Genomic DNA, 12,349 nt, shown 5'->3' on the forward strand with positions numbered 1-12,349 from the left:
CGGTGTGGCCGGGCGTGGTCGCGCCGTACGGGGCGGCGGGCGACGGGGCCGTGTGGCCGGGCGTGGTCGCGCCGTACGGGGCGGCGGGCGACGGGGCGGTGTGGCCAGGCGTGGTCGCGCCGTACGGGGCGGCGGGCGACGGGGCGTACGGGGCGGGCGCCCAGAGGGACCGGCGGTCCATCACGAGGTAGTGCAGCGTGGGGGTGAGCCAGAGGAGGGCCAGGGCGATCTCGCCGATGACGTTCGCGGCCGAGGCCTTGGTGTCGCTCGCGACGCCCGCGCAGACGACCATGGTGAGGAGCAGCAGGCAGTAGACGACGGCGCCCGCGATGTCGTACGGACGCCTGCGGCGTATCGCCAGCACGAGGGAGGGCAGCGGGCCGAACACGCCCGCCGTCAGCAGCGGGACGAGCGCGCACAGCACCCGGACGGAGGCCGAGGGACGGCCCGGCGGCTGGGCGGCGGCACCGGGCGGGGGTCCGAACGTCCCGGGGTACTGCCCTGCCATGTGCGCTCCTGAGCTGGTGAGGACGGACGGACCGAGCACACGGTACCGCCCGGAGTCCCTCCCGGAGACAGGGTTGAGAGGGAGCGTCAGCTCGGCGCGAGGACATCCGGCGCGCAGGAAGTCGGTCGGACCGACTTCCTGCGCAGGAGCGGGCCGGGGGTCAGGGAGCCAGGGAGCCGGTGGCCAGGGCATCGGTGGCGGCCTGGGTCAGGGTCTGGGCCAGGGAGGCGGCCTGGGCGAGGGTGGTGGCGAAGGCGGCCAGGCGGGCGAAGGCGGTGCCCTGACGCTGCTGGTCGGGCAGCGGGAGGCGGGGCAGTTCGACCCGGCGGATGTCGAGGCGGGCGGTCGTGGTGGCGTGGCTCGCGGCGCGGCGGGTGCCGGCGGTGGAGCGGAGGTGGCCGGCCAGGAACTCGGCGTCGAGGGCGGCCGGGTCGGGGCGGAGCAGGTGGAGGCGGCTGCCGAGGGCGGCGCCGACGAGGGGGCCCTCGGCCGGGACGACGCGGGCGAGGCCGCCGCCGAGGGCGGGGACGAGGACGTCGCCGGGGCGGGTGCGGAGGTCTCCGGCGGGGCCGGGGGCGGCGAGCGCGGCGGTGGGCGGGTTGCCGGTGACGAGGTCCTGGTCGGTGACGACGAGCACCTCGCCCGGGCCCGGGCGAGTGGTCGCGCCGGTGCCGGAGGAGTGCACCTCCAGTGCGCCGGCGCGCACGAGTTCGCCGACGGTGACGACGCCGGCGGCGGGTTCCGCGCCGGGCGGGGGCAGGAGGGCGGCGGGATCGGCGAGGCCGGCCAGGAGTTCCGTCAACCGCCCGCCGAGGTGGGAGAGTTCGGCGGCGCCGCCGAGCGGGGCGGCGGGCGGGACGTGCCGGGCGGGTGAGAGGTCGGTCTCGTCGTCGAGCAGGTCGATCGCGGCCATCGCCCGGTGGACGCCGGGGACGTCGGCGGGCACCGGCTCGCCGTCCCGGGCGGCCCGGTCGAAGGCGCGCCAGGCGTGGACGACCGTCCGCCGCAGTCCGGGCCAGTCGACCTTGTCGCGCCCGCCCTCCACCGGGGCCGACCCGGCGTCGAGCAGCAGCACCTGGCGGAAGTCGTCCCCCGGCTTCGGCGCGCGGAGCACCCAGAGGTGCAGCGGCACCCCGTACGGCGGGGCGGCGCCGGCCGGCAGGGCGATGACGGCGCGCAGGGCGCCGGAGCGCAGGAGTTCGGCGCGGACGCGGCGCCCGGACCGGCGTCCGGCGACGGCGGGGGGCAGCAGGAGGGCGGCGAGGCCGCCGGGGCGGGTGTGCGCGAGGCAGTGCAGGACCCACGCGAGTTCGGACTCGCCGCGGGGCGGGACGAGACCGCCCGGCCACCGGGTGTCGAACTGCAACTCCTCGTGCCCCCAGTCCCGTTCGTTGTACGGCGGCTGGCAGAGCACCGCCTCGAAGGTGTCGCCGGGGTAGGCGTCGGCGCGCAGCGCGTCGCCGGGGCGCAGCGCGAGCGGGAGCGGGCCGGGCTCGGCGGCGGGGGCGTGCAGGGCGAGCCGGAGGCGGGCGAGGGCGGCGGTGACGGGGTCGGCGTCCTGGCCGTAACGGCCGGTGGTGTGCGGGTGGGCGAGCAGGACGGCGCCGAGGCCGGCGGCCGGGTCGAGCACGGTGGCGGGGACGCCGGCGACGGCGGCGAGCAGGTCGGCGGCCTCGGGCGGGGTGGAGCTGAGCTGGCGGGTGTTGGCCTCGGCGTAGCGGGCGAGCAGTTGCTCGTACACCGCGGCGGCGCCGGTGTCTGCGGCGAGGGCGGCGAGCAGGCGGGCGAGGTCGAGCTGGGTGCTGCCGAGGAGTCCGGGGAGAGCGAGGAGGTCGGCGCCGTCCGCGTCGAAGGTGTGAACGACGGTGTCGGCGACGGCCCTCGGGAGCGCCGTCGCGAGGCGCGTGTCGGGCTCGGAGGCGAGGGCGGCCCAGCGGTCGGGGTCGCGGTGCAGCAGGAGCAGGAGGGTGCCGGCCTCGGCGAGCGGGGCGGCGGGGTGGCCGGCCGGGTCGCGGAGGGCGTCGACGAACTGCCAGGCGCGCTCCAGGGGCGGGAGTTCGGCGATCTTGCCCTGTGCGCGCAGCCAGGCCTCGACCTCGCCGAGGGCGAAGGTCGGGCTGGCGTCGCTGCCGCCGACCGGGCGCGGGAAGTCGGCGTGGCGGCGGCGCCAGTTGCTGACCGCGGCGCGGCCGACGCCGGCCAGCCGGGCGATCTCGACGGCGGTCACTTCGGCTCGGTCCGGCACGGGGGCTCCTCCGACGTCGCACGGGGACAGGGACTGCGGGCTGGGTGTGACCACACAGCATAGCCAGCACCTCCGATCCATGCGTTCACACGTGAACAGAGATGTTTCGTGAAAGGCCGTTGACATCGTTCACAGCGAAGTGGTGTGATTTCTTCGTCGCCACCGGACAGGGGCGGCAGCCAGGAAGACCACCGATCACCGGGAGAACCGCCATGTCCGCCACCACTCGCCGCTCCGCCGCCCTCCTGCTGGGCGCCGCGCTGATCACCCTCACCGCGACCGCGTGCAACTCCACCGGCACCACCGTCTCCACCGAGGCGAAGCAGACCGCCCCGGCCGCCGCGGGCACCTCGGCCGGCGCGCCCGCCGCGCCGAGCAAGCCCGCCGACGCCCCCAAGGCGCCCGCAAAGATCGGCGACACCATCGCGCTCAAGGGCATGGACAAGGCCAACACCGCCGACGTCGTCGCGGTGAAGGTGGTCGACCCGGCCGAGAGCGCCAACGAGTACCTCAAGCCGGCCGACGGCAAGCACTACGTCGCGGTGCAGTTCCAGATCAAGGCCACCGGCGCCCAGGCGTACGGCGAGGTCCCCGCCAGCAGCGCCAAGGTCGTGGACACCCAGGGCCAGGCCTACGGCCCGAACCTGGAGGAGACCAAGGCCGGGCCGGCCTTCCAGACCCCCACCAACATCGCCCCCGGTGAGACCGGCAAGGGCTTCGTCACCTTCGAGGTCCCGGACGGCGTCAAGCTGGACAAGGTCCAGTTCGCCCTGGACAACGGCTTCGCCAACCAGGTCGGCCAGTGGAAGGTCGGCTGACCCCGACGCCAGGGTGGACGACCGCGGCGGCGGCCCCGCACGAACGCGGCCGCACCGCCGCACCAAGGCCCCCGCACGAACGCCCCCGCACGAACGAAACGGCGGCCCCGGGCAGAGCCCGAGACCGCCGTGCACCAACCGCCCGCGGGCGCTACTTCCTCGCCCCCGCCAGGTCGTCGAACATCGCCGACAGGAACTCGCTGCACCACCCCAGCAGCTCCCGCCCGACCAGCGGCTTGCCGCCGATCCGGCCGGTGCTCGGCCGGGGCACCAGCAACTGCCGGCTCGCGGCCTTGACCTGGCTGCGCGGGTAGAGCCGGTTCAGCCGCAGCTGCTGCGACTCGCGCAGCTCCACCGGCCCGAACCGGACGTTCGCCCCCTGCAGCGTGATGTCCGAGATGCCGCACCGCCGGGCGTACAGCCGCAGCGCCGCGACCAGCAGCAGGTTCTCCACCGGCTCGGGCAGCTTGCCGTAGCGGTCCACGAGTTCGTCCCGGACCTGCTGGATGTCCTCCTCCGAGTTGACGGCCGCGATCGAGCGGTAGGCCTGCAGCCGCAGCCGCTCGCCGGGCGCGTAGTCGTGCGGCACGTGCGCGTCGACCGGCAGCTCGATCTTGACCTCCAGCGGCTCCTCCTCCGGCTCGCCGCCGCCGCTCGCGAGCGACTCGCGGAACTCGGCCACCGCCTCGCCGACCATCCGCATGTAGAGGTCGAAGCCGACGCCGGCGATGTGCCCGGACTGCTCGCCGCCGAGCAGGTTGCCGGCGCCGCGGATCTCCAGGTCCTTCATCGCGACGTACATGCCGGCGCCCATCTCGGTGTGCTGGGCGATGGTGGCCAGCCGCTCGTGCGCCGTCTCGGTGAGCGGCTTCTCCGGCGGGTACAGCATGTAGGCGTAGCCGCGCTCGCGCCCGCGCCCGACCCGCCCGCGCAGCTGGTGCAGCTGGGAGAGCCCGAAGGTGTCACCGCGCTCGACGATCAGGGTGTTGGCGTTGGAGATGTCGATGCCGGACTCGACGATCGTGGTGGACACCAGGACGTCGAACTCCTTCTCCCAGAAGTCGACGACGACCTTCTCCAGCTGGGTCTCCCCCATCTGCCCGTGCGCGGTGGCGATCCGCGCCTCGGGCACGAGGTCCTTGAGCCGGGCCGCCGCCTTGTCGATCGACTCGACCCGGTTGTGGATGTAGAACACCTGGCCCTCGCGCAGGAGTTCGCGCCGGATCGCGGCCGAGATCTGCTTCTCGTCGTACGGGCCGACGAAGGTCAGCACCGGGTGCCGCTCCTCCGGCGGGGTGGTGATGGTGGACATCTCGCGGATGCCGGTGACGGCCATCTCCAGCGTGCGCGGGATCGGGGTCGCGGACATCGTGAGCACGTCGACGTTGGCGCGCAGCTTCTTCAGCTGCTCCTTGTGCTCGACGCCGAACCGCTGCTCCTCGTCGACGATCACGAGGCCGAGGTCCTTGAACCTGGTCTCGGCGGAGAACAGCCGGTGGGTGCCGATGACGACGTCCACCGAGCCCTCGAACAGGCCCTCCAGGACGGCCTTCGCCTCGCTGTCGGTCTGGAAGCGGGACAGCGCCTTCACCGTGACCGGGAAGTTGGCGTAGCGCTCGGCGAAGGTCGAGAAGTGCTGCTGCACCAGCAGCGTGGTCGGCACGAGCACGGCCACCTGCTTGCCGTCCTGCACCGCCTTGAACGCCGCGCGCACCGCGATCTCGGTCTTGCCGTAGCCGACGTCGCCGCAGATCAGCCGGTCCATCGGGACGGACTTCTCCATGTCCGACTTGACCTCGGCGATGGTGGTCAGCTGGTCCGGCGTCTCCGCGTACGGGAAGGCGTCCTCCAGCTCGCGCTGCCACGGGGTGTCCGGGCCGAAGGTGTGGCCGGGCGCGGCCATGCGCGCCGAGTACAGCTTGATCAGGTCGGCGGCGATCTCCTTGACCGCCTTCTTGGCCCGCTGCTTGGTCTTCGCCCAGTCCGCGCCGCCGAGCCGGTGCAGCGTCGGGGCCTCGCCGCCGACGTACTTGGTGACCTGGTCGAGCTGGTCGGTCGGCACGAACAGCCGGTCGCCGGGATGGCCGCGCTTGGCGGGGGCGTACTCCAGCACCAGGTACTCGCGGGTGGCGCCCTGGACGGTGCGCTGCACCATCTCGACGTACCGGCCGACGCCGTGCGCCTCGTGGACGACGTAGTCGCCGGCGGCCAGGGCCAGCGGGTCGATCGCGTTGCGGCGCCGGGAGGGCATCCGGCGCATGTCCTTGGTGGAGGACTTCTGGCCGGACAGGTCGGTCTCGGTGATGACGGTGAGCTTGAGGGCCTCGTCGACGAAACCGTGCTCGATCGAGCCGCAGGAGACGTGGACGACGTCCCGGGTGGGCGCGTCGGCGAGGTCGGCGACGAGCCGGGCCGGGATGCCCTCGTTGCCGAGCACCTCCGCGAGCCGGGAGGCGGGCCCGTGGCCCTCCGTCACCATGACGACGCGCCAGTCGGAGGCCAGCCGCTCCTTGGCGTCGGCGATCGCGCGCGCGGTGTCGCCGCGGTAGGCCTCGACGGCGTGCATACCGAGGGTCAGCGTGTTCGCGTCGAACTCAAGGATGCCGTCGACCGCCGACTCGCTGGTCGCGAACGGGCTGACGGACCACCACGGCAGTCCGATCTCGTCGGCGTGCTCGCGCACCTCGGCGAGCGAGCGCAGCGAGGCGGCGGAGACGTCGATGGCCTCCAGGTCGATCGGCCGGTCCCCGCCGGCCGCCGCGGCGACCCAGGAGGCGTGCAGGAACTCCTGGCTGGTGGCGACCAGGTCGGCGGCCCGGGTGCGCACCCGCTCGGGGTCGCAGACCACGGTGACCGAGCCGAGTGGCAGCACGTCGACCAGCAGTTCCATGTCGTCCACCAGGACCGGCGCGAGGGACTCCATGCCCTCGACCGCGATGCCCTCGGCGATCTTGTCCAGGATCTCGGCCAGCCCGGGGTGCCCGGCGGACAGCTCGGCGGCCCGCGCCCGCACGTCGTCGGTGAGCAGCAGTTCGCGGCAGGGCGGCGCCCACAGGCCGTGCTCGGCGATCTCCAGGGAGCGCTGGTCGGCGACCTTGAAGTAGCGGATCTCCTCGACGTCGTCGCCCCAGAACTCCACCCGCAGGGGGTGCTCCTCGGTCGGCGGGAAGACGTCCAGGATGCCGCCGCGGACGGCGAACTCGCCGCGCTTCTCGACGAGTTCGACGCGCGCGTAGGCCGCGGCGGCCAGCCGTCGGGCGACCTCCTCCAGGTCGTGCGACTCCCCTCGCTGGACGGCGACCGGCTCCAGCTCGGCCAGCCCCTTCACCTGCGGCTGGAGCACCGAACGCACCGGGGCGACGATCACCTGGACCGGACCGGCCGCCGGGTCGTCCGCGCGCGGGTGCACGATGCGGCGCAGCACGGCGAGCCGGCGCCCGACGGTGTCCGAGCGGGGCGACAGCCGCTCGTGCGGCAGCGTCTCCCAGGCCGGGTACTCGGCGACCGCGTCGGGCGGCAGCAGCGAGCGCAGGGAGGCGGCGAGGTCCTCGGCCTCGCGGCCGGTGGCGGTCACGGCGAGCACCGGACGGCCGCGGTCCCCCGCCGCCGCGACGGCGAGCGCACGGGCGAGCGCGGCGATGGCGAACGGCCTGGCGGCGGGCGGCCCGACCAGGTCCAGGTGTCGGCGGCCGCCGGCCGCGGCGCCGGTGGCGGTGGCCGCCCCGATCGCCTCGGCGAGCGCCGCGTCCCGCGCGACGACATCGAGCAGTCCGGTCAGGCTCATTGGGGTCTCTTCTTCGTCCCGTGGCTGGTGCTGCCCCGGGGCGGCGAAGGCCCGCCGGGGCAACGCGAACGGCCCGGCACGCCGAGCGGCCGGGGGTCTCCAGCCTACGCCGCGGTAGCGACACGCACGCGGTGTACGGGCCCGGCGGGGCCGGACGCGGACGAACCGTTCACCGGGCCCGCGCGGGAGCACCCGCGGACGAACCACTGGACGGAACACCGGGCGGGCCCGTGGACGAACCACCGGCTCGGCGGTCCAGCTCGGGCTCCGCGATCTGCCATGAAGTGGACATACTCCTGTCACTGGCCGTCCATGGAGATCGCGCACCATGGTGAATGTGCCCGCCGCACCCAACCGTGGGGGATGGCTGCGGAGGCACTGTCGCACCCCCGATGGGGGTCGGAGGTGCGAGGCCGGGCGACCCTGGGTGGGGGCGCCCGCCCAAGCGCCGGGAACCGTGGCGCCCTTTCCTGGAGGGCGCCACGGGTCTCGGCCTCACACGTTTCGGGGCCTCACACGTTTCCGGGGCCTCCCGGGTTCCGGGGCCTCACACGCCTCCGGGGCCTCCCGGGTCACACGCCTCCGGGGCCTCACACGATTCCGCTCCTCGCACACCCCGAGGCCGCCTGGGCCCCGCGCGTCCCTGGAGCCCCGTCAGACCGAGCGGCCGCACCCGCCCGACCGTACGGGGCTCCGGCGGGCTACCAGCGCGAGAGGTTGATGTCGTACATCATCACCTGGTGGCCCTGGTTGGCATTGAAGTCGTACTGCTCCCAGTTGAAGACCGTCCAGGAGCCGAGCCCGCCGCCGAGGTAGGTGACGACCCGGTTGTTGCCGGCGTCGATCCGGTCGACGTTGTAGATGCGGACGGCCATCCAGCCGTCGTTCGCGAAGCAGAGCCGCCCGCCGTAGCCGTAGTTGTACACCTTCGCGAAATCGTTCCGGTTGCCGCAGTCGACGCGTTCCACCGCCCGGGCGCCGGTCACCGGCAGCAGGGTCGCGGCGGCCGCGGTCAGCACCGCGAGCGCGCCCAGCCTGCGGGCGTTCGCATTTCTGTTCCGGTGGCTCGAATTCCGGCGGTCCGAACGGAAATGTGTGCGGATAACCATGGACCCTCCATCGGTCGCGGTTTGCGACTCCCGAGATTTGCACGGCGAGGCAACACCGGACAGCTGTTTTCCGGCCAAGCCGATCGTTCGCCGGCGCCTGCGGGAACCGCCGCCGAAGGAATGCGCTAGGGTCCGAACAAGCTTGCAGCGCTTGAGGATCGGAGTACTCGCCGTGCAACTTCCCGCGCCGTCGCAGCGATTCGCCTCGGCCGCCCTGACGGTGGTGATCACGGCATTCTCCGCCGGTTGTTCCGGGGTTTCCGGAAGCGGCTCCTCGGATTCCGCGCCGACCCCGCCGGAGGTCTCCGGGGCGCGCGCCCCGGAATCCGGCCGGGGCGGAATGACCGGACTTCCGCTCTCCGCCTACCAGGCCGACGACCGGAGCGCCGTGAAGGAGATCCAGGCGCGGAACATGCTCGTCGTCTCCTGCATGCGCCGGGCCGGCTTCACCGCGTTCGACGGGGACGGCCTCCAGGCCGCAGAGGCGCCCGACAACGCGACCGCGCTGCCGGCCGGCGCCTGGGGCTACCTGGGCGCGGACGCCGCCGCCGTCCAGGGCTTCCACCCGCCCCGCCGGCCGCTCCCGCGCCCGGCCGCCGCCCCGGCCGGCTCCGGCGAGGCCTACGACAACGCCCGGGTGGACTGCGACCGGCAGGCGGCGGAGCGGATCGGACCGCCGCAGGGGCCCGGCGCCGATCTGGTGGGCCGGCTGTTCGACACGTCGCTGAAGGCCGCCGGGACGGACGCCAGGGTCGTCGCGGCGACGAAGGACTGGTCGGCGTGCATGGGCGCGTCCGGGTTCGCGGCCGACGCCCCGGAGGCCCTGCCGGAGCGCTACCGCGGCACCGCGGAGATCACCCCCGGCGAACTGGCCGCCGCCCGCGCCGACCTCGACTGCACGGCCCGCAGCAACCTGGCGGCCCTCTGGTTCACCGTCCTCACCGGGTACCAGCGCCAGCTGATCGACCGCAACGCCGAGGCCCTGACCGCCCGGCGGGAGGCGGTCAGGGCCCAGGACGAGAAGCTCACCGGGCTGCTGGCGGACGGTGCGCCGCCGCAGTAGCCGGGGTGTCTCAGCGGCGGCGGTAGGAGACGGTGTTCGGGGTCGCGTAGCCGGCGCCGTCGTCCACGATGACGATCTTCGGGATGATCCGGGTCTCCTCCGGCTCCGTGCCCGCGTCCGCGTCCGCGTCCGAGTCCGCAGCGACGGGCTCGGCCGGACCGGTCCGCGGCGGCGCGGCCGGCATGGGAGGCACCGGGCCGGTCACCACGGGCGCGTCGGCCGGAACGTCCGCCGGCGCGGCGTCGGCCGGGGCCGGGGCGGCGACCTGCGCGGACGGCAGCCGCAGGACGGCCGTCTCCTTCCCCGCGCCCGCCGCGTCCCGCTTGCGCAGGTCGGGCACCGGGATCTCACCGGTGTCCGCCTCGGAGTCCGCGGGCGCGGTGCCGTCGTCGGTGACGGCATCGGCGACGGCATCGGTGACGGCATCAGCCGCGGCATCGGCGGCGGCATCGGTGACGACGTCGGCGACAGCATCGGCAGACACGTCGGCGGCCTCGGGCGCCCGCACGGCCGCCGCCTCGATCTGGCCGACCGCCGCCCCGGTGAGCGAGGCCAGCGTGGCCTTGATGTGGTCGAGGTGCTGCTGCACCGTCTCCAGCCGGGCCGCGAACTCGGTCTGCTCCTGCTCGCTCGCCGCGTTGACCTTCTCCGCCTCCCGGCGCGCCTGCTCGACGCTCCGGTCGGCCTTGGCCTGCGCCTCGGCCTCCAGCTGCTTGATCTGGCCGAGCACGGTCTCCCGGTGCTGCTCGGCCTCCTTGACCCGGCGCTCGGCGGTCTCCGCGACCTCGGCGTCCTCCGCGTCGGCCTGGGCCTGGGCCTCGGCGAAGGCCTCGTCGGCGCCGCGCCGCCGGTCGGCGAGCTCGGCCTCGGCCTGCTCGCTCGCCTCGGCGGCGGCGACGCGCACCTTGGCGGCGTAGGCGGTGGCGGCGTCCCGGACGGTCCGGTTGTCGCCGTCGGCGTCGCCGCGGATCGTCTCCGCTTCGGCGCGGGTGCGCTCCTCGGTGCGCCGCGCGGCCTGGTCGGCCTCGCTGCGGGTGGTGGCCGCGTACTCCTTGGCGGCGTGCTCGGCGGCCTGGCCGGCCTCGTACACCTCGTCGCGCAGGTCCTCGGCGAAGCGCTCGGCCTTCTCCCGGACGGCGCGGGCCTCGGTCTCGGCCATGACGGCGAGGCCGGCGGCCTCCTCGCTCAGCACGGTGTAGTCGGGCGCGGGCGCGTCCTGCGCGGCCTGGCGGACCTCCGCCAGCCTGCCCTCCATCTGCCGGATCCCGGCGCCGAGGACGCTGAGCCGCTCCCAGGCCTCGTCGCGCTGCGCGGTGAGCGCGGCCAGGGCGCGGTCGACCTGTTCGGGCGCGTAACCACGCCGGGCCGGGGTGAAGCCGTACTGGGAGACGGCGTCGCTCATGGGCTCTTCCCCTCGTGTCGCGGGCTGCGGAGCCCATGATCGGACGGAACGGACGGCTCCGGGACCGGTTCGGCGACCGGGTCCGGATCCGCCCGTCGGACGGATCGAAATAGGTCGAGGACCGGACGAATAGACCCATCCTCTTGACCTATTTTGCGCAGATCCGGACGAAACCCCAACGAGGCACCGCCGCGACGGCACGCCGAAGGGGCCGTTCCGGACACCGGAACGACCCCTCCCCACCTGCGAGGATCCGGAACGGTCCGCTACAGCAGGCCGTCCCAGAACTGCTCCAGCAGCACGGCCCACCAGGTGTCCGCGTTCTGCAGGGCCGCCGGGTCGATCGCGGCGAGCTCCGCCTGGAAGTCGGCCGTCCAGCGTCCGGCCTGCTCCGGCGTCAGCCCGTACCGCAGCCGCCACATGCGGCCCAGCAGGGCCAGCGAACGGACGAACTCCGGTACACCGGTGTTGACGAACCGGGGCGGCTGCCCGGTTCCGTCGACGTCCACGGCGACCACGTTCGCGGTGCCGTACTGGACGCACAGCTGGCGGCCGTAGTCGTTGCCGAGCACCAGGTAGCCGGCGAAGTCCGGACCCTGCGGCAGGCCGCGCTCGGCGGCCAGCTCGGCGAGCGTCGGGATCGGCCGGCCGTCCTGCGCCTGCGCCCAGAAGAACGGCCCGAAGTCGCGCGGCAGCCCGGCCCACATCAGGGTCTGGGCGACCGGCTCCGGCACGCCCTGGCGGGAGACCGCGCGCTGCTCGAAGCGGAACAGGTTCGGCCCGAAGTGCAGCCCCAGCTCCTGCGCCAGCTGCTGCGGCGGGAGCGGCGGCAGCACCTGGACGCTGCCCGGGGCCGGCGGCGGCACCCGGAACGGGCGGACCCGCTGCGGGCCCGAGGCCAGCTGGTGCAGCTCGTCCAGGTGGTCGAGCAGCTCCGCCATCCCCGCCTGCCGGGACGCGTGGTCGCGCCCGTAGGAGGCGGTGTGGGTGAGCCGCACGTTCGGCCAGGACGCGGCGATCATGCGGTTGCAGTAGCCGCCGGGCAGGTCGCAGGACTCCAGCTCGGTGTAGAGCTCCAGCACCTGGTCCGGCGGCACGTTGAGCCGCCGCAGGTCCTGGAGGATCTTCCACTCCGGGTGCGGGGTGCCGGGCTCGCTGCGGTGCAGCAGCTTCTGCTCCGAGCCGTCCGGGCCGCGGTAGCTGAGCGCGGCGAAGTAGCCGGGGCCGACCGTGGGCACGCCCGGCGGCACCGGGGCCGCCTGCGGCACGCCGCCCGGCCCGCCGCCCGCGTTCGGGTAGCCGTAGCCCGCGGGCCCGGCCGGAGCCGCCGGACCGCCGGGCGGCGGCGGGACGGCCGGGCCGCCGGACGGCGGGGTGCCCGGGTCCGCAGGGCCGGCGCCCAGCAGCGCCGGGTCGATCG

General features: G+C 74.6%; 7 protein-coding genes and 1 pseudogene. 2 read left to right on the plus strand and 6 right to left on the minus strand.

Annotated features, from left to right (window positions below):
- Positions 1-508 (minus strand): annotated as a pseudogene (locus ACFVU9_RS40155) (hypothetical protein); the annotation flags it as partial.
- Positions 509-668: 160 nt separating this feature from the next.
- The gene (locus tag ACFVU9_RS40160) at positions 669-2,753 is read right to left on the minus strand and encodes an N-6 DNA methylase (protein WP_380446260.1); all 2,085 of its coding nucleotides are present in this window, start codon (positions 2,751-2,753) and stop codon (positions 669-671) included.
- Positions 2,754-2,965: 212 nt separating this feature from the next.
- Between ACFVU9_RS40160 and ACFVU9_RS40165 the strand changes: the two genes are divergently transcribed.
- Complete coding sequence (locus ACFVU9_RS40165; RefSeq protein WP_380446259.1) at positions 2,966-3,571, plus strand: DUF4352 domain-containing protein; 606 nt, start codon at positions 2,966-2,968, stop codon at positions 3,569-3,571.
- Between the two features lie 151 nt (positions 3,572-3,722).
- Here the strand turns inward: ACFVU9_RS40165 and mfd are convergent, their stop codons facing one another.
- Together mfd and ACFVU9_RS40175 are read right to left on the minus strand one after the other, a co-directional pair.
- Entirely contained in the window at positions 3,723-7,355 is a 3,633-nt protein-coding gene (mfd, locus tag ACFVU9_RS40170; RefSeq protein ID WP_380446258.1) for a transcription-repair coupling factor, read from the minus strand.
- 701 nt (positions 7,356-8,056) lie between these two features.
- Positions 8,057-8,464 carry a beta/gamma crystallin domain-containing protein gene (locus ACFVU9_RS40175; RefSeq protein ID WP_380446257.1) on the minus strand — a complete coding sequence of 136 codons (408 nt, stop codon included), beginning with the start codon at positions 8,462-8,464 and terminating at the stop codon, positions 8,057-8,059.
- Positions 8,465-8,804: 340 nt separating this feature from the next.
- On the opposite strand from ACFVU9_RS40175, the gene ACFVU9_RS40180 reads away from it, so the two are divergent.
- Entirely contained in the window at positions 8,805-9,527 is a 723-nt protein-coding gene (locus tag ACFVU9_RS40180; protein WP_380446256.1) for a hypothetical protein, read from the plus strand.
- Between the two features lie 10 nt (positions 9,528-9,537).
- On the opposite strand, the gene ACFVU9_RS40185 is transcribed toward ACFVU9_RS40180, so the two are convergent.
- Positions 9,538-10,929 carry a hypothetical protein gene (locus ACFVU9_RS40185; RefSeq protein ID WP_387602192.1) on the minus strand — a complete coding sequence of 464 codons (1,392 nt, stop codon included), beginning with the start codon at positions 10,927-10,929 and terminating at the stop codon, positions 9,538-9,540.
- Between the two features lie 266 nt (positions 10,930-11,195).
- Positions 11,196-12,349: SUKH-4 family immunity protein (locus ACFVU9_RS40190; RefSeq protein ID WP_387602195.1), on the minus strand; the 1,154-nt coding region annotated here is incomplete at its 5' end.

Source organism: Kitasatospora sp. NPDC057936, from assembly GCF_042887525.1.
Taxonomy (GTDB): domain Bacteria; phylum Actinomycetota; class Actinomycetes; order Streptomycetales; family Streptomycetaceae; genus Kitasatospora.

Bases quoted from the DNA above. Each gene is read 5' to 3' on its own strand.
- ACFVU9_RS40165 (WP_380446259.1), top strand. From the start codon at position 2,966: ATGTCCGCCACCACTCGCCGCTCCGCCGCCCTCCTGCTGGGCGCCGCG.
- mfd (WP_380446258.1), bottom strand. From the start codon at position 7,355: ATGAGCCTGACCGGACTGCTCGATGTCGTCGCGCGGGACGCGGCGCTC.
- ACFVU9_RS40175 (WP_380446257.1), bottom strand. From the start codon at position 8,464: ATGGTTATCCGCACACATTTCCGTTCGGACCGCCGGAATTCGAGCCAC.
- ACFVU9_RS40180 (WP_380446256.1), top strand. From the start codon at position 8,805: ATGACCGGACTTCCGCTCTCCGCCTACCAGGCCGACGACCGGAGCGCC.
- ACFVU9_RS40185 (WP_387602192.1), bottom strand. From the start codon at position 10,929: ATGAGCGACGCCGTCTCCCAGTACGGCTTCACCCCGGCCCGGCGTGGT.